Origin of the sequence: Pseudoflavonifractor sp. An176, assembly GCF_002160435.1 — a bacterium.
Lineage (GTDB): Bacteria > Bacillota > Clostridia > Oscillospirales > Oscillospiraceae > Enterenecus > Enterenecus faecium.
The window spans coordinates 1-17,019 of sequence record NZ_NFKO01000010.1; the positions used below are offsets into that span (position 1 = coordinate 1).

Annotated in this window: 16 protein-coding genes; 8 read left to right on the forward strand and 8 right to left on the reverse strand. The window is 59.3% G+C overall.

All coding sequences use genetic code 11. The features are described from left to right. Positions 1-632 precede the first annotated feature (632 nt). The 4 genes from groL to B5F12_RS06390 all read right to left on the reverse strand — a co-directional run bounded on the left by groL (position 633) and on the right by B5F12_RS06390 (position 5,033). Positions 633-2,258: a chaperonin GroEL gene (gene groL / locus B5F12_RS06375; RefSeq protein ID WP_087232013.1), complete on the reverse strand. Its 1,626-nt coding sequence runs from the start codon at positions 2,256-2,258 to the stop codon at positions 633-635. A gap of 239 nt (positions 2,259-2,497) precedes the next feature. Beyond that, positions 2,498-2,785 (reverse strand): co-chaperone GroES, encoded by a 288-nt coding sequence (locus B5F12_RS06380; RefSeq protein ID WP_087232017.1) that lies wholly within the window; start codon positions 2,783-2,785, stop codon positions 2,498-2,500. Between the two features lie 184 nt (positions 2,786-2,969). Next, on the reverse strand, positions 2,970-3,893 hold the full coding sequence (locus tag B5F12_RS06385) for a diacylglycerol kinase family protein (protein ID WP_087232019.1): 924 nt from the start codon (positions 3,891-3,893) through the stop codon (positions 2,970-2,972). A 15-nt stretch (positions 3,894-3,908) separates the two neighbouring features. Then, positions 3,909-5,033: a class I SAM-dependent RNA methyltransferase gene (locus B5F12_RS06390; RefSeq protein WP_087232022.1), complete on the reverse strand. Its 1,125-nt coding sequence runs from the start codon at positions 5,031-5,033 to the stop codon at positions 3,909-3,911. Positions 5,034-5,214: 181 nt separating this feature from the next. Here B5F12_RS06390 and B5F12_RS06395 point away from each other — a divergent pair, with 181 nt between their 5' ends. The 8 genes from B5F12_RS06395 (at position 5,215) to B5F12_RS06430 (ending at position 11,132) form a co-directional block, all read left to right on the forward strand. After that, positions 5,215-5,646, forward strand: coding sequence for an NfeD family protein (locus tag B5F12_RS06395; RefSeq protein ID WP_087232025.1), 432 nt, complete (start codon positions 5,215-5,217; stop codon positions 5,644-5,646). A 12-nt stretch (positions 5,647-5,658) separates the two neighbouring features. Continuing rightward, positions 5,659-6,645 carry an SPFH domain-containing protein gene (locus tag B5F12_RS06400; RefSeq protein ID WP_087232028.1) on the forward strand — a complete coding sequence of 329 codons (987 nt, stop codon included), beginning with the start codon at positions 5,659-5,661 and terminating at the stop codon, positions 6,643-6,645. A gap of 376 nt (positions 6,646-7,021) precedes the next feature. Then, the gene (locus tag B5F12_RS06405) at positions 7,022-7,945 is read left to right on the forward strand and encodes a hypothetical protein (RefSeq protein WP_087232031.1); all 924 of its coding nucleotides are present in this window, start codon (positions 7,022-7,024) and stop codon (positions 7,943-7,945) included. Next, positions 7,942-8,592 carry a hypothetical protein gene (locus B5F12_RS06410; protein WP_087232035.1) on the forward strand — a complete coding sequence of 217 codons (651 nt, stop codon included), beginning with the start codon at positions 7,942-7,944 and terminating at the stop codon, positions 8,590-8,592. The genes B5F12_RS06405 and B5F12_RS06410 overlap by 4 nt, the downstream gene beginning before the upstream one ends. An 11-nt stretch (positions 8,593-8,603) precedes the next feature. Continuing rightward, a complete protein-coding gene (locus B5F12_RS06415) occupies positions 8,604-9,008 on the forward strand; it encodes a hypothetical protein (RefSeq protein ID WP_087232038.1) in 405 nt (134 codons plus the stop codon). Positions 9,009-9,019: 11 nt separating this feature from the next. Next, positions 9,020-9,541 (forward strand): hypothetical protein, encoded by a 522-nt coding sequence (locus B5F12_RS06420; RefSeq protein ID WP_087232041.1) that lies wholly within the window; start codon positions 9,020-9,022, stop codon positions 9,539-9,541. A 19-nt stretch (positions 9,542-9,560) separates the two neighbouring features. Then, the gene (locus B5F12_RS06425) at positions 9,561-10,493 is read left to right on the forward strand and encodes a hypothetical protein (protein WP_087232044.1); all 933 of its coding nucleotides are present in this window, start codon (positions 9,561-9,563) and stop codon (positions 10,491-10,493) included. A 21-nt stretch (positions 10,494-10,514) separates the two neighbouring features. Beyond that, positions 10,515-11,132 carry a hypothetical protein gene (locus B5F12_RS06430; protein WP_087232047.1) on the forward strand — a complete coding sequence of 206 codons (618 nt, stop codon included), beginning with the start codon at positions 10,515-10,517 and terminating at the stop codon, positions 11,130-11,132. A 151-nt stretch (positions 11,133-11,283) separates the two neighbouring features. Here the strand turns inward: B5F12_RS06430 and B5F12_RS06435 are convergent, their stop codons facing one another. The 4 genes from B5F12_RS06435 to B5F12_RS06450 all read right to left on the reverse strand — a co-directional run bounded on the left by B5F12_RS06435 (position 11,284) and on the right by B5F12_RS06450 (position 17,010). Further along, positions 11,284-12,297, reverse strand: coding sequence for a M15 family metallopeptidase (locus B5F12_RS06435; protein ID WP_087232050.1), 1,014 nt, complete (start codon positions 12,295-12,297; stop codon positions 11,284-11,286). Between the two features lie 112 nt (positions 12,298-12,409). Continuing rightward, positions 12,410-13,147 carry a tRNA pseudouridine(38-40) synthase TruA gene (truA, locus tag B5F12_RS06440; protein ID WP_087232053.1) on the reverse strand — a complete coding sequence of 246 codons (738 nt, stop codon included), beginning with the start codon at positions 13,145-13,147 and terminating at the stop codon, positions 12,410-12,412. A 3-nt stretch (positions 13,148-13,150) separates the two neighbouring features. Then, positions 13,151-14,911 carry a threonine--tRNA ligase gene (gene thrS, locus B5F12_RS06445; RefSeq protein ID WP_087232056.1) on the reverse strand — a complete coding sequence of 587 codons (1,761 nt, stop codon included), beginning with the start codon at positions 14,909-14,911 and terminating at the stop codon, positions 13,151-13,153. Positions 14,912-16,233: 1,322 nt separating this feature from the next. Beyond that, positions 16,234-17,010, reverse strand: coding sequence for a TatD family hydrolase (locus B5F12_RS06450; protein WP_087232059.1), 777 nt, complete (start codon positions 17,008-17,010; stop codon positions 16,234-16,236). Positions 17,011-17,019 lie beyond the last annotated feature (9 nt).

The following is a 17,019-nucleotide window of genomic DNA, read 5'->3' on the forward strand; positions in this document are numbered from 1 at the left end:
GCCTGGTGGGGACGCTCCCCGCTGGGGGTTCCTTTCTGCTGCCAGAAAGGAACCAAAGACCACCAAAGGCGGGGCCTTCCCCCGCCTTGTGGAATCCACCCCGCGGTACTGGGTGGAGGGTGCGTCCTCCTCTGTTCGGCCCTGGACTGGTTCATGTCACATAGATGGCTTTCCGTTCTATGGTTTCCACCTACTCCTCTGCTTGTGCTTCCTTCTACCGCCAGGGCCTTATCCTGGTGTGCCGCTGTTCCCAGCGGTCGGTGGCCTGGCTTCCGGCGGCGGGAACGCCGCTTCTCCAAGGTAGGCCCGGATATGGAAACCACCCAGCCATAGGGCCAGCCGCCCAGGGTGGCCTGGTGTGGTGGCAGTAGCAGGAGCCACAGCAAGGGTGACGGGCCGAATCCAGTCTTGACGCAGGCCCAGCCTCGTACCCCAGGGAGGTCCTTAGGGGGGAACGCCCTAAGCGATTCTTTCCCCGATTTCTCATCGGGGAGAAATCGGGCCCAGCGGAGCGTCCCCGGCGGGGGCGCTGGTCTGCGCCTGAGAAATCAGAGAACAGCATACCCACAGGGCATGCAAAAAGGCCGGTGTCCGAAGACACCGGCCTTTTGAAACCTTATTGGGGCTATTTCTTAGTACATGCCGCCCATGTCGGGAGCGGGAGCAGCGGGAGCGGGAGGCTCGGGCTTGTCGGCCACCAGGGCCTCGGTGGTCAGCAGGGTGGCGGACACAGAGGCGGCGTTCTCCAGAGCGGAACGGGTCACCTTGGTGGGGTCCACGATACCGTTGGCGATCATGTCGCAGTACTCCTCCTTGTAGGCGTCGAAGCCGTAGCCCACCTGGCCAGCGGTCTTCACCTTCTCCAGCACCACGGAGCCGTCGATGCCAGCGTTGGTGGCAATCTGCTTCATGGGCTCAGCCAGAGCCTTGGCAATGATCTTCACGCCAGTCTTCTCGTCACCCTCCACGGTGTCCAGCAGGGCCTCCACGGCGCCGATGGCGTTGACGTAGGCAGTGCCGCCGCCAGCCACAATGCCTTCCTCCACGGCGGCACGGGTGGCGTTGAGGGCGTCCTCAATGCGCAGCTTCTTCTCCTTCATCTCGGTCTCGGTGGCAGCACCCACGCGGATGATGGCCACGCCGCCAGCCAGCTTGGCCAGACGCTCCTGGAGCTTCTCCTTGTCGTACTCGGAGGTGGTGTTCTCGATCATGTGACGAATCTGAGACACACGGGCGGCGATGTTCTCGGTGGCGCCAGCGCCGTCCACGATGATGGTGTTCTCCTTGGAGACCTTCACCTGACGGGCAGTGCCCAGCATGGTCAGGTTGGCTTCCTTCAGGTCCATGCCCATGTCGGTGGACACCACAGTGCCGCCGGTGAGGATGGCGATATCCTCCAGCATCTCCTTGCGGCGATCGCCGAAGCCGGGGGCCTTGATGCAGCAGACATTCAGGGTGCCGCGCAGCTTGTTGACCAGCAGGGTGGACAGGGCGTCGCCCTCCACGTCCTCAGCGATGATCAGCAGCTTCTTGCCGCTCTGCACCACCTGCTCCAGCAGGGGCAGCAGCTCCTGGATGGAGGAGATCTTCTTATCGGTGATGAGGATATAGGGGTCGTCCAGAACGGCCTCCATCTTCTCGGTGTCGGTGACCATGTAGGGGGTGATGTAGCCACGATCCAGCTGCATGCCCTCCACAACCTCAGAGTAGGTCTCGGCGGTCTTGGACTCCTCCACGGTGATGACGCCGTCGTGGGAGACCTTCTCCATGGCCTCGGCAATCAGAGCGCCGATGGTGTCGTCGCCGGAAGAGATGGCGCCAACACGGGCGATGTCAGAGGTGCCGGAGACGGGCTTGGAATTCTTCTTGATCTCCTCGATGGCTGCGGTGGTGGCCTTGGCAATGCCCTTCTTCATGACCATGGGGTTGGCACCGGCGGCCAGGTTCTTCAGGCCCTCACGGATGATGGCCTGAGCCAGCAGGGTGGCGGTGGTGGTACCGTCGCCGGCCACGTCGTTGGTCTTGGTGGAAACTTCCTTGACGATCTGAGCGCCCATGTTCTCAAAGGGGTCGTCCAGCTCGATCTCCTTGGCAATGCTCACACCGTCGTTGGTGATGAGGGGAGTGCCAAACTTCTTATCCAGCACCACGTTGCGGCCCTTGGGACCCATGGTGATCTTCACGGTGTCAGCCAGCTGGTTGACGCCACGCTCCAGAGCGTGACGGGCTTCCTCGCCGTAGCAAATAATCTTAGCCATAATTCAATTACCTCCGTAAGAAAAACTCAATTAGTCCTCGACAATGGCCAGAATGTCATTCTGACGAACAATATTGTACTCCTCGCCGTCCGCCCCGCAAAACCAGTTTTGCGGGGTACCCCGTTGGGGTGATTTCATATGCGGTTGTCGGAAGTCAATTCCGCCAACCTGCGCCGCATAAGCGGCGTCCCGCCTCTCGGCGGGTCCCTCAAAGTGGACGGCTGAAAATACCTTCGCTTTTAGTCCTCGACAATGGCCAGAATGTCATTCTGACGAACAATGTTATACTCCTCGCCGTCCACTTTGACTTCGGTGCCGGAGTACTTGCTGGTGAGCACCTTGTCGCCCACCTTCACGGTCATGACGACCTCCTTGCCGTCCACCACGCCGCCGGGACCAACGGCCACAACTTCGGCCATCTCGGGCTTCTCCTTGGCGCTGGCGGTGAGAATGATGCCGCCCTTGGTGGTTTCCTGGGCCTCCATGGCCTTCAAGATCACGCGATCTGCCAGAGGTTTCAGAGTCATAATTGGTTCCTCCTTATATCAATCCAATGGTTTACGGTTTCATAGGTTAGCACTCATTTTATCCGAGTGCTAACTCTAGATAAGATAATAACCGTTTCACTCCAAAAAATCAACCCCTATTTTTGAGAAATAGAGGTTGAGTGAAAAAAATTCATCTTTTGTTCACAAGGCGACAGGGAGAGTGCTAATTCGCCTCTTCCATCCGGGGCTGATAACTGAGGCCCTGGGGGTAGAAGAAATTCACCTTCTTGTCGGATAGGCGGATGTGGTAGCGCTGCTCTCGCAGCACCTCTCCGTCTACCACCGCCACCAGGGGCTGGGGTGCAGTGATGGTGAACTCGGTGCCCTCCACCGCCGTGATCAAATCCGGGTGCTGACGATAGCGGCCCTTGGCGTACTCTCCCACCAGGCGGAAGAAGGTCCGGCGGCTGACCTTGGGCACCACCAGCATTTCCAGCTTGCCGTCGTCGGGGAGGTTGTCCCCCACGGGCATAAAGCCGCCGCCGTAATAGCGGCCATTGCACACGCATACAATGGCAGTCTGACCCTGGTAGGCGTACTCTCCCGCCTCCACCTGGGTCTGGCGGCTGATACCTTTAAATAAGACATTGGCCACCAGCGAGAGGATGTAGGCCCCGATGCCCCGCACCAGGGGCAGACGGCGGTACTTGTGCACGTCGGCGGCAATGCGGGCATCCACTCCCGCACAGAAGATATCCACCCCCAGCTTTCCATTGCACTCCATCAGGTCTATGGCCACCTGAGGGCCTCGGCTGAGCTCCTCCAGCTGGGCAAACTTCTCCTTGTTCTCCGGTCCGAAGATTTTCAAAAAGTCATTGCCGGTGCCCAGGGGCACGTTGGTCACCGCCACATGGTCAAAGCCCGCTGCCCCGTTGATGACCTCATTTAAGGTGCCGTCCCCACCGCAGGCGTAGATGCGCAGGGGCTCTCCCCGCTGGGCGGCGGCTCGGGCGATCTCACAGGCCTCCTCCTGGCGCTGGGTGTGCACCACTTCACAGTCCAGGTCCAGCTCTTGAATCTGGTCCAGTAACTCATTTTCGTTCCCCGCTTTTCCGGCTGCGGGGTTGACGATAAATAAATGTTTCATTCCATTCTCTCTCCATCACTTCACGCCGTACTGGAACAGGTCGCACTTGAGCATGCCGTTGTACAGCTTCCGCTTCTTGTCCGCCTTTTTCCCGTAGGTGCGCTCAAACTCGGTGTGAGAGGACAGAATGGACACCTGCCAGCCGTCGGGGAACTTGTCCATGGCCCGGCCAAAGGCCCGATACAGCTCCTCGGCCTCCCGCTTCTCCATCAGCCGCTCGCCGTAGGGGGGATTGGTGACCACTCGTCCCCGCAGGCCGCCCCAGTGGAACCGGGTGGCGTCCGCCACTTCAAAGGACACCACGTCGTCCACCTCGGCCAGCTGGGCGTTGTGCCGGGCCAACTCCACCGCCTTAGGGTCGATGTCGCCGCCCCAGATCTCATAGTTCCCATCGAACTCTCCGTCCATGGCCTCGTCGGCGGCATCCAGCCACAGCCCGGAGGGCAGCTGGGTCCACTTCTGGGAGGAGAAGGAGCGGCCCAGGCCAGGGGCCCGGTTCTTGGCGATGAGGGCGGCCTCAATGGCGATGGTACCAGAGCCGCAGAAGGGGTCGCAGAAGGGGTCCTTTCCCTTATAGCGGGACAGGGCCACCATGGCCGCCGCCAAAGTCTCCTTCAAGGGGGCGGCCACGCCCTGGGCCCGATAGCCCCGCTTGTACAGGCCCTCGCCGGAGGTGTCCAACATCAGGGAAGCCTGGTCCTTAAAGATGGCAAACTGGACCTGGTACAGCACCCCCGTCTCCGGCAGGGTCTCCAGCCCGTACACCTTGCCCAGCCGCTTGGCAATGGCCTTTTTCACCATGGCCTGGCAGGTGGGCACGGCGTGGAGGGCGGAGTTGATGGCGTAGCCCTTCACCGGGAACTTGCCCTCCCGGGGGATGAACTCCTCCCAGGGCAGAGCGTAGGTACCCTCAAAGAGGGCCTCAAAGTTGGGGGCCATAAACTCCCCCAGGAGAATGAGCACTCTCGCTCCCGTGCGCAGGTTCAGATTCAGCCGGGGAATGTCCTTCTTGGTGCCGGTGCACAGCACCCGGCCGTTTTCCGCCCGCACGTCGGAAAGGCCCAGCTTCTTCACCTCATAGCTCACCAGGCTCTCCACCCCCAGCAGGGTGGGAATGACAAATTGCAGTTTCCCGTCCATATTCCATCCTCTCCGGGGGTCTCCCCTGTCGTCTTCAAATGGTCATAATCTTTTTTATTATACCCAATTTGACACCCCATGACAAGGATAATAATTTTTCGATATTTTCTCTAATGGTTACAAATTGTAGTGGTATCGCTGGGGTAGCTATGCTATACTACCCCCAAAGGAGGTGACCAGTATGGACACTGTTTATCAAATTGTCTGGCTGGCGCTGCTGATTATCTTCGCGGTCGCCGAAGCCGCCACCGTAGGCCTGACTTCCGTGTGGTTTGCCATCGGTTCTCTGGGTGCGCTGGTGTGTGCCCTGGCCGGAGGCAACATCTGGCTGCAACTGGGTATTTTCATTGTGCTCTCCCTGGTGTGCCTGGTGGCCCTGCGCCCCCTGGCAAAAAAATATCTGAACACCCGGGTGGAGCCCACCAACGCTGACCGGGTCATTGGGCAAGAGGCCCGGGTCACCCAGGACATTGACAACATCCAGGGCACCGGCGCCGTCACCATCGGCGGTGTCACCTGGACCGCTCGCAGTGAGCACGACACCCCCATCCCCGCCGGGGCCATGGTACGGGTGCTGCGCATAGAAGGTGTCAAAGTTATCGTAGAAGAGTAAGGAGGAAGTAATATGGATTTGATCTCTCTCATCATCCCGGTGGCCGTGATCATCATCATTCTGCTGATCATTGCCGCCAACGTCAAGGTAGTACCCCAGTCCAAGGCCATGGTTGTGGAGCGTTTGGGCGCGTTCCGTGCCGTGTGGAGCGTGGGTCTCCACTTCAAGATTCCCTTTATTGAGCGCGTGGCCAAAATGGTCTCCCTGAAAGAGCAGGTTGTGGACTTCGCCCCCCAGCCCGTCATCACCAAGGACAACGTCACCATGCAGATCGACACCGTCCTGTATTTCCAGATCACCGACCCCAAGCTGTATACCTACGGCGTGGAGCAGCCCCTGAGCGCCATTGAGAACCTCACTGCCACCACCCTGCGTAACATCATTGGCGACCTGGAGCTGGACCAGTCCCTCACCAGCCGTGACCACATCAATACCCAGATGCGCTCCATTCTGGACGAGGCCACCGACCCCTGGGGCATCAAGGTCAACCGTGTGGAGCTGAAGAACATCATGCCTCCCCGGGACATTCAGGAGTCCATGGAGAAGCAGATGCGTGCCGAGCGCGAGCGCCGGGAAGCCATCCTCCAGGCCGAGGGCCAGAAGCAATCTCAGATTCTGGTGGCTGAGGGCGAGAAGCAGTCCGCCATTCTCCGGGCTGACGCCGCCAAGCAGGCCAAGATCATGCAGGCCGAGGCCGAAAAGACCGCCCGCATCCTGGCCGCCGAGGCGGAAAGCGAGGCCATTCTGAAGGTGCAGCAGGCCACCGCCGACGCTTTGAAGCTGTTGAACGAGGCCGCTCCCAACTCCGAAGTGCTCCAGCTCAAGGCTCTGGAGGCCTTCCAGAAGGCCGCCGACGGCCGTGCCACCAAGATCATCATTCCCAGCGAAATTCAGGGACTGGCTGGCCTGTGTGCCTCTGCCAAGACAGTGTTTGACTCTGTCACTCCCAATCCCGCTGCCCCGGCTCCCACCCAGAAGGCTCCTACCCCCAAGCCCTGAGGAAGGCCAGGACTTCCCCATAAGACAACACCCACAGCAAACGCTCCTGGAATCCCAGCGATTCCAGGAGCGTTTATCGTGTCGAACCAGTTCGACACGATTCTCAAAAATGCCAGCATTTTTTCGAAGAGTTGCAGCCCGCTGCATGCATAATCGGGTCAAAGGACGACCCGATTCCACACTGGCGGGCTGAGAAGTGTTTTTTCCGATGCGCATGTCCCCGGAAAAAACGGATTTTGATTGATTTTCCCGCCCTCGGGCGGGAAAACTCTGCCGAGGGCTTTTTGTCGCTGCAATTTGTCGTTATCCATTTTATTTTGACGTTATCGTCACAAAATCCCATTTTCAATACATGTATAAAGGAAGGTGACCCGGAATGTTGTATGACGTTGTCCCCATTCAGACCCGTTATCGAGGCATTGGGCGGTGTCTGGACGGTGCCGATTTTTACCCCAACGAGTCCAAGAAAGAGTTTTCCCAGCTGCTGGACCAGTACGCGCAATCCCTGGACCAGTGGCAGAATCCCCCTTCCCAACAGGGGCTGGCTAAAATGATGGAGCTTTGCTCCCTGCTGCGGCAATTCCATTTCCCCTGTGAGGTGATCGTGTACGACTCCACCCCCTTGGAGCGGGCTTACGGCTATGGGCTGGAGTTTCTGGGGGTGGACGTGGCCCACAATCTGGAGGAGTCTCTGCTGTATGGCGAAGTGCCCAACGAAGCGGAGGAGTTTCTCAATGAACACGGCCTGTGCCCCCGCACCGAGGATGTAGCGCAGATTCTCCCGCTGCTGGACTGCGGCGATGACGATAAGAACTGGGCCCCCTGCTATGTGTACGCCGTCTCCATCCACAGAAACACCGGCCCCCGGGATATTCCTGATATCTACCGGAAGCCCCTACAAAAGGAGATCATGCACCTGCATTTTGACAGCGTGTACCGGGACCTGTCCATGGTGTCCTATGAGTTCTCCTTTGACCACCTGTCCCACGACTTTCCCAAGGTCAACAGCCTGACCATGTACGCGTTCCTCATGTACGTCATCTCCCAGGAGGAGAGCCCGGACAAACACCTGACCATCTGCAACTACCTGACCTTCATGGAGCCCACGATCCTGGGGGCGGACGCCCTCATCCACTGGCACCTCACCCGTGCGCTGGAACTTGACCCGGGAAACCGGGAGGTACTGCGTTGGATTCTCTCGGTCTATGACGGAAACCCGGACTGCCCCTTCTCCCAGGCGCAGCTGGAGGAATACCGCCGGACCCTTAAAGGCACACAAACAGGAGGAGATAATCTATGAACGTACGCCTACATGGAATTCTCCCCGAAGGACTGGGGATGCACTTTATGCACCATGGAAACCGGATGGATTTGTCCCCGGACACCCCGGTGGAGGTGGACGTGGCGGAGGGTGAGACCCTCACCCTGGTCCAAGACCCGCCCTTAACCAGCAAATGGAAGGTCTTGGCCGCCCTGGGCATTGTGATCACCGCACCATTACAGGTTGCCCTGCATTTCGGCGACACCAAATGGGATGACGTGATGCCCTACCGCCTGGGGGCTGTGCTCCGTCCCACCAAAGACGGTTCTTGCACGGTCCAAGTCACCAAGTCGAACCAAGCCCTGCATCCCCCCAAGCTGGAGGTCACGGGGGATGGGGTGGCCCTGGAAAAGTCCACCTGTGAGCCGGTTCCCCAAGTGCTCCATCAGGCATTCTTCATCCATATGTGCCGTGTATTTGGGATGCTCCTGTGGGCCCTGGTCCTGTTTGGTGCACTCTTGTATGTTGCCGTAACGCATCAGATTTATGGGGCCGCAGCCATCTGCGCCGTGGTAGCCCTGGCCCTGGTTCTGGTGTGCGGGTACATCGGCATGGATAGCCGAAAGGTGCTCCGCCAAGATCTGGAGCGTTTGCGGAAAATTGGCGGGAAACACGCAAACACATAAGGAGGTCTGACATGACTGATCTCAACACCGCTCTACAGGATGTCTATGCTTCCGTGATTCGCCGCTTTCATGTGGATTTACCCAATAAAAAGGTAGAATTTGATTTGGAATCCACCGACTACGGCACTACCACCACCCACAAACTCACCTTTATAGGCTGTATCTCATGTCTGTGGGTGGAAAAGAGGAAAGACGACAGCACCTTTGATTTTCAGGCCTGCAACTACTACGAATTGACCTCGGTCCTGGTCCGTACCACCACCGCCACCTCCACAGACCCATGGCTCCAGCAATATCCCCTGGAATACAACATTGCGGTGGAAATTTGGGAGTCTGCGCTGCTGCTCCACGCCCAAGAGGTGTGTATGGATGGATTTCATTTTCCCATTCCCGAATCGGACAAGGTTATTGGATAGGAGGTGCACCATTGCTACAACTCCAACCGGACAAAGACGGCCTTCAAATCCATTTGGGCCGCGCCTCTCAGCAGGAAAAAGCGGCCCTGATGGACCGCATTCTTGCCGCTCTGTCCGACTCTGACCATCTGCAATTTCTCATTTGGATGAGCGGACTAGAAGGAACCTTGGATGATGTTCTAAAAGACATCCCCACCCAAAACTACCACTATGACCGGGAAGAAACAGGCCGCTTCTTCACCAAAAAGCTGGCAACTCTTCGTCTCTGGACCCGCCACAAGGAGGACATGGTCACTCTGGCCACCTATTTTGGCGCTTTGAATGAAGGCTATATCCATGTGGACGTGCTGGACTCTGGAGACGAGGTGGATATCTCCACCCTTCCCCAGGAAACTTTGGAGGCATATGTCTTACCCAAACGGCGATTGGCATTTGTGGTAGAGCCGGACGGTGACCTGCTCCAGGTCCAGTATTGTCGAGACGCCGCAGACTTCCACGCCATTGCCGCCGCCATCCATCCCATGCACACCTGAATTTCGGGAGGACAATGATATGCAGCAATTACAGTTGAAACATATCTACAAGTATCCGGCATACGATCTGGTGCCCTCCCCCGATGGCAAATTTCTAGCCGTGTCAGGGGATCGGTGTATTCGCATATTCTCTCTTCCCGCCCTGGCTCTGGAGAAAACCATTTATGTGCGCGACCCCAGCTCCATGGCCTATCTACACGACGGCTCCCTGCTGATCCTCAATACCACCGGGGGCTTGTTCCACTGGCGGGACAACACCCTCCACTCGCTGGGCCATTGGCCGGATCACCTGTGGAGGGAACGGCCCATCTTCCGCTGTGGGCCGGACAGCGTCGTCTTGGGGTACGATGAGGGCGTGTGTCGGTACTGCCTTTCCACGGGACAGTTTACCCCCATCTATACCTGCCCAGACAAATCTCTGTATTTCGCCGGGGTGGCAGATGGTCTGCTCCACTTCCTGATCTATGATAGGAAAAAACATTGGGGTTCTCCCTCCTATGTGGTGATGGACCCACAGGGTACGATACACAGCTGTTCGCTGGTAGACCGCAAAATTGACTGTCGGAACACCTCACGGCCAGGAATTGTAGACGGGGGATATCTTGCCATGACCTTCTTCGGTAAACACCCCATCTTAGGGGGAAGTGTCCTGTATCTTATTTCCCCGGATGGTCATACCACGGAGATTGACTTACCGAAACATTTCCGCTGTTCCCCCTGTATCTCCGTGGTGGGGTCCAGCCGCTATCTGGCCATTCCCAACGACTTTCACCATGATCTCACCATTCTGGACCGCAAAGATGTGAGCACCCGGTTTTATATTTCCACGGAGGAGTTGCACCACACCAGTAAAATCACCTGGCTCTCCGACTGCCTCTTCCTGTCCGATAGGGAATTTCTAGTGGGGACCTGGACCAGATTGTTCCGGTATGAGATCACAGAACAGCCCTAACCTATTTGTGAGGTGTTCCCTTTGATTCGTTTCATCACTCCCCAAGAGGACCATAACCTCTATCTGGAACAGCAAAAACTGCTGGCACAGGCTGAGGCCCAACCCGGTCCCGAGCCCCTGCTCCGTCTGGCGTTGCTGTTGGATTTCCCACCCATTGCAGACTATGAATCCGCCATAGAACTTCTGTGGCAGACTTGGCTGCAATTTCACGATGCCAGAGCCGTCCTTCTGGGGGCCTACACGGGTCTGATGGAGGGCGCAGGCATTGGAGCGTCCTTTTCTGCTGTGTTGCAGGACGGGCTATCCCAGGCCGCCCCCAAGCTCCAAGCCTGTGGGGCATACCTGCTGGCCAAACAAATCCAAATGTGGTCCACCGGAAAGACTGCCCAGGCGACTGCCCTTTTGGAGCGGTCCATTTTCCTTTGCCCGGACACCGTGACCCCCTATCTGGAATTGGCTCGGCTGCGCCCCCGGCAACGTCAGACGCTGCTGGAAACGGCCCGTACCAAGGTACAGCGGGTGTACTCGGTGGCTCAGCTGGAGGGAATGCCGCTGGAAGCACTTCTCTCCCCAGACCAAATGATCGACGAAATTCTGGGTATCGAATGTAGCGAAATCACGGTTCCAGAAATCAAATAATTTACTTGTTTCGAGAATTTCTGGTCTTCCTAGCCCAGAAGTGTCTAGACTTACGAAACCTGTGACCGCATGCATAACCACAACCAGGCAGGAGAACCCAAAACGTTCTCCTGCCTGGTTGCTTTTACTTTTCTCTTGAACTGTATCTCCCTCACTCTACTCCCGGCTCGCTGGGCTGGGGACTGACCTCCGGGACAGGGGTCGTCTCCGGCTCCGGGGTAGGAGTGGGGCTGGGCGTTGGCTCAGGTGTGGGCTCTGGCGTTGGGGTTGGCGTGGGTGCCGGGGTAGGTGTGGGATCGGGCTGGGAGAGATACTCTTCCAGGCACAGGCCGCTCTCATACACCTTTGTGGCCAGCTCTACTCCCAGGTAGCGCACGTGCCAGGGCTCGTACTGGTACCCGGTGATACTCTCCTTCCCCTTGGGGTAGCGGATGATGAATCCGTACTCGTGGGCGTGGGCGGCCAGCCACTTCCCCGCCGGGGTGTTGCCGTAGTTGTTGTTGATGCTGCCAATGTCAAAGGCCAATCCCGTCTGGTGCTCCGAGTGCCCCGGCCAGGCGGAATAGGTGTTGGCCGCCGCCACCCCGTCTGCGGCGGCATACTTGCGGTACAGCTTGTCCTGATAGTCAAAGGAGCGGTAACCGCTGAGCAGGGGCATGGAGAACCCGGCGTTTCTCGCCCCCGCCTGGAGGCGGCTGAGGGCGGCGCTGGCTGTGGCGTTATAGCCGCCATAGCTGCGGGGCAAAGCGTAGGTCTTGTTGACAATCAGCACCCCCTTGAGGTAGGTGGGCTGCACCGTGTCATAGTAGCGGTACGCCTTGCCGCTGGGGCTGAGGGTCTGGGGCTTGGAGGTGGACGAGCCGCCTCCCTGGCTGCCCCCTCCTCCCAGAGAGCTGCCCCCCTGCCCGGGCTGGGTGGGCTTGGGCGTAGGCGGCGTAGTGGGGGTGGCCGTCTCCTGGGGCTTCTGGGTCACCTCGGGGCTGGGAGAGGGGGTTGGGCTCGCCTGGGGCAGTTCAGACTCCGTCGTCCCCGGCTGGGTGTGCTCCACCCTCTGGGTAGCGGGGGCCTGGGTCCCTACCTGGTTGGCGGTGTCTCCACACCCTGCAGCCAACAAGGCCAGGGCTGCCGCCCAAGCTGCCAGAGCCACCAAACGCTTGTCTCTCATGGCCGTTCCTCGCTTTCTCTCCGCCTCCCATGGAGGCCGGATGTACAGTTACCCTCAGTTTACCGAAAATCCCCCCCGGTGTAAATGGACTTTCACAAATATTTATAAAATCTCAAGGGTAGTACACCTCTTGCAGCACCAGGCCCTGGGCGGGGGCGGTTTTCCCCGCTGCGGTGCGCTCACGGGCCTCCAAAATATCCACCATACTCTCGGGAGTGCGCTGGCCCAGCCCCACCTCCAGCAAGGTGCCAGTCAAAATCCGCACCATGTTGTACAGGAAGCCATCCCCCCGGTACACCAGGGTCAAATCACTTCCACACACCTCGACCCCGATGTGGAACACTTCCCGCACCGTGGACTTTTTGAAGCGGCGATTTCCACAAAAGGAGCGGAAGTCGTGCTTCCCGGTGAGGTACCCAGCGGCCCGCTCCATGGCAGCCAGGTCCAAAGGCTCCTCCACCCGGTACTGGTATTTCCGGGCGAACACGTTGGGGACACTGCCCATGCGGATGTGGTAGCGGTACTCCTTGCCGGTGGCGGACAGCCGGGCGTGGAACCGCTCCCCCACTTCCACCACGTCCACTACCGCCACATCCTCGGGAAGATAGCGGTTGAGGTAGTTCTGTACCTCTTGGGGGGTGTACCCTTCCGGCAAGTGGACGCTGGCCACCTGGCCCTGGGCGTGGACCCCGGCATCGGTGCGGCCCGCTCCCTGGATTTCCACAGGCTTCCCCACCATACGGGACAACACACCCTCCAGACGGCCCTGGAGGGTGTTGTCGGTGTTGCCCTGACGCTGCCAGCCGTCGTAGCGTGTGCCGTCGTACTGTATCGTCAGTTTAACATTCATATCTTACTTCTTGGCCTTGGACTCCACCACGTCGGTGAGCAGAGCCACAAACTCGTCGAAGGACATAGCGCCCAGGTCGCCGTCGGCGCGGTGACGGGGGGAGACGGTGCCGTTCTCCATATCCCGGTCGCCCACCACCAGCATGTAGGGGACCTTCTCCAGCTGGGCCTCCCGGATCTTCTTGCCGATCTTCTCGTTGCGGTGGTCCACTTCCACCCGGAAGCCCATGTTGTCCAGCTTGGAAGCCACCTGGTCGGCGTACTCGGCGGCCCGGTCGGTGACGGGCAGCACCTTCACCTGCACCGGGGACAGCCAGGTGGGGAAAGCACCGGCAAAGTGCTCGGTGATGACGCCGATGAACCGCTCGATGGAGCCCAGCACCACCCGGTGGATCATGACGGGGCGGTGCTTCTCGCCGTCCTCGCCCACGTACTCCAGCTCGAAGCGCTCAGGCAGCTGCATGTCCAGCTGGATGGTGCCGCACTGCCAGGTACGGCCCAGGGAGTCGGCCAGATGGAAGTCCAGCTTGGGGCCGTAGAAGGCGCCGTCGCCCTCGTTGATGACGTAGTCCTTGCCCAGCTCCTCCACAGCGGCCTTCAAGGTCTCGGTGGCGAAGTCCCAGTCCTTCTCGTCGCCCATGTGGTCCTCGGGCATGGTGGACACCTCGATCTGATAGCTCAGGCCGAACACGGAGTACACCTCATCGAACAGGCGCACCACGTTTTTGATCTCGTCCTTCATCTGGTCCCAGGTCATAAAGATGTGGGCGTCGTCCTGGGTGAAGCAGCGCACCCGGAACAGGCCGTGGAGGGCGCCGGACAGCTCGTGGCGGTGCACCAGGCCCAGCTCACCCACACGCAGGGGGAGGTCCCGGTAGGAGTGGGGCTGGCTGGAGTACACCAGCATGCCGCCGGGGCAGTTCATGGGCTTGATGGCAAAGTCGGTGCCGTCGATGACGGTGGTGTACATGTTGTCCTTGTAGTGGTCCCAGTGGCCGGACCGCTCCCACAGCTGACGGTTGAGCATCATGGGGGTGGAGATCTCCACATAGCCGTAGCGCTTGTGCACCTGACGCCAGTAGTCAATCAGGGTGTTGCGCAGCACCATGCCACGGGGCAGGAAGAAGGGGAAGCCAGGGCCCTCGTCCCGGAGCATAAACAGGCCCAGCTCACGGCCCAGCTTCCGGTGGTCCCGCTTCTTGGCCTCCTCGATCTTGGCCAGGTACTCATCCAGTTCGTCCTTCTTGGGGAAGGCCACGCCGTAGATACGCTGGAGGGTCTGGCGGTTGGAGTCGCCACGCCAGTAGGCGGCGTTGCAGGCGGTAAGCTTGATGGCGTTGCCCTTGATGCGGCCGGTGGAGTCCAGGTGGGGACCGGCGCACAGGTCGGTAAACTCGCCCTGACGGTAGAAGGAGATGACGGCATCCTCGGGGAGATCGTTAATGAGCTCCACCTTGTAGGGCTCGCCCTTCTCCTCCATGAGAGCCAGAGCCTCAGCCCGGGGCAGCTCAAACCGCTCCAGCTTCAGCTTCTCCTTGCAGATCTTGCGCATCTCCGCCTCCAGCTCAGCCAGCTGGGTCTCGGAGAAGGGCTCGGGGGTGTCAAAGTCGTAGTAGAAGCCGTTCTCAATGGCGGGACCGATGGCCAGCTTCACCTCGGGGTGCAGCCGCTTCATGGCCTGGGCCAGCACATGGGAACAGGTGTGCCAATAGGTCTTGCGGTACTCGGGATTTTCAAAGGTGTACAGATTCTTTTCTTCGCTCATGGTATTGCCCTCCTATCAGATTGTTTCGGGGCGAAGGTATGCAAAAAGCCTCACCCCTGAGATTGGTTCAGGGGTGAGGTATGTAGCTACGCTGCACCTGTTCGCGACGCACGGCTTCCCTCCGACTCGGGCAAAAAACAGATTTGCCAGCAAATCTTATTTTTCGCCCTCGCTCCGGTCCATCCGTGCTGCTCACGACGGTTCCACGCACTTATACTCCACGGTTCCACCCTGCTTGCAAAGCGAAGTGCGTAGCACCCGAAAGCAGGGCAACAGCGACACACGCAGACCGAAAAACAGGCCGGGTGCAGCCCGGCGGCATTTTCGGCGGAGTGTGGAGCAGTTGGCCGTTGCGAAGGGTGCGAGCATGACACCAAAAGTGCGCCAGTGCCTGCACATAACGTCTTGCCGCTTGTGTCCTCTGTAACGGGAGGGTCCCGTCCCGGTCATGTCCCGGGCAGCTCGGGAGTGGTACCGCCGAAGGCAATTGCAGGATGCTTGCACCAAACACATCCCTCTCTGGGCAGCTGCTGATTTCGGCTCTTCTCCGTCCACGCCATTTTGATGGGGACACTATATCACCTGTGGGGGGAATTGTCAAGGGTAGGGTGCACCGTATCGGCTCCCTCCGGGAGGGATCATCCTCCTCCAATGTCTCAGGTGCCGGCTTGCCAGCCTGGCGGGGGACGCTCCGCTGGGGTCCATTTTGACTGGCCAAAATGGACGAAAAGCCACTTAGGGCGTTCCCCCCTAAGAACCTCCCCTGGGGTACAGGGCTGGAACTGCGTCAAGGTGCTTGTTCGGCCCGTTTGTCTGGCCGTGTTCCTGTTGGTGCCGCCACACCAGGCCATCCTGGGCAGCTGGCCCTATGGCGTGGCGGTTTTCCCGTCCGGGCCTACTCTGGAGAAACGACTGTTCCCAGCCGTGGGTAGCCAGGCTCCCGGCAGCCGGGAACGGCTGCAACACTCCAAACTAAGGCCCTGGCAATAGAAGTACCATCCCACAGAAGATCGGGCACCACCCATAGAATGACCCAATCATCCATGTGACCCCACCGGGCCAAGGGCCGACCATAGCCTTGACGCAGTTCCAACCCCGTATCAAAAGGGGGTCCTTAGGGGGGAACGCCCTAAGCGATTCTTTCCCCCATTTCTTATCGCTAAGAAATGGGGCCTAGCGGAGCGCGTCTCCCCTGCCAGGGTGGCAGGGCAAAACCAGGAAAACGGGGAGGAGCAAGCCCCTCCCCTACGCCCCTATATGGGTGAGTATTTGCAAAAACACCCAATCCCCGGGATTCCTCCCAGAGATTGGGTGATGTTTCATCATTCTGGTTTCTGGATGCCAAAGAAGCGGCACCCGTTTTGGGTAGTGGCCTCCACCACCTCCGCCACGGTGAGGTTTTTCACCAGGGCAATAGTCTCCGCCACCCGGTAGACGTGGCGGGAGTCGTTGCGCTTACCACGGAAGGGCTCGGGAGAGAGATACGGAGAATCCGTCTCAATCATAATCCGGTCCAGAGGCAGCCACTCCAGCACCTCCAACGCCTTGCGGGCATTTTTGTAGGTGACCACTCCGGTGAAGGAGAGCATCCACCCCATGTTCACCAGGGTTTTGGCGTCCTCCAGGCTGCCGGAGTAGCAGTGGTACACGCCCGTGATATTGGGATGGGCCTGCACCGCCTCCAGGCAGTCCCCGTGGGCCTCCCGGTCGTGGACGATGATGGGCAGGTTCAGCTGCTCCGCCAAGTCCATCTGGGCGTGGAAGACGTGCTTCTGGAGGTCCCGGGGCGGGTTGTCCTTCCAGTAGTAGTCCAGGCCGATCTCGCCGATGGCCCGCACCTTCTGGTGCTCCCGGGCCAGCTGTTCCAATTCAGAAAGCCAGCTGTCCTGCCAATCGGCGCAGTCCCCGGGATGGACGCCCACCGCGGCGTACACGTAGGGGAAGGTCTCAGAGAGCTCCACGGCGGTGCGGGAGGTGGCCAGGTCACAGCCCGGGTTCACCACCAGCCCTACCCCGGCCTGGGGCAGGGCGGCGAGAACTTCCATGCGGTCGTCCTTGAACTGGTTGGAATCGTAGTGGGCGTGGGTGTCAAAGAGCATGGTAGACAC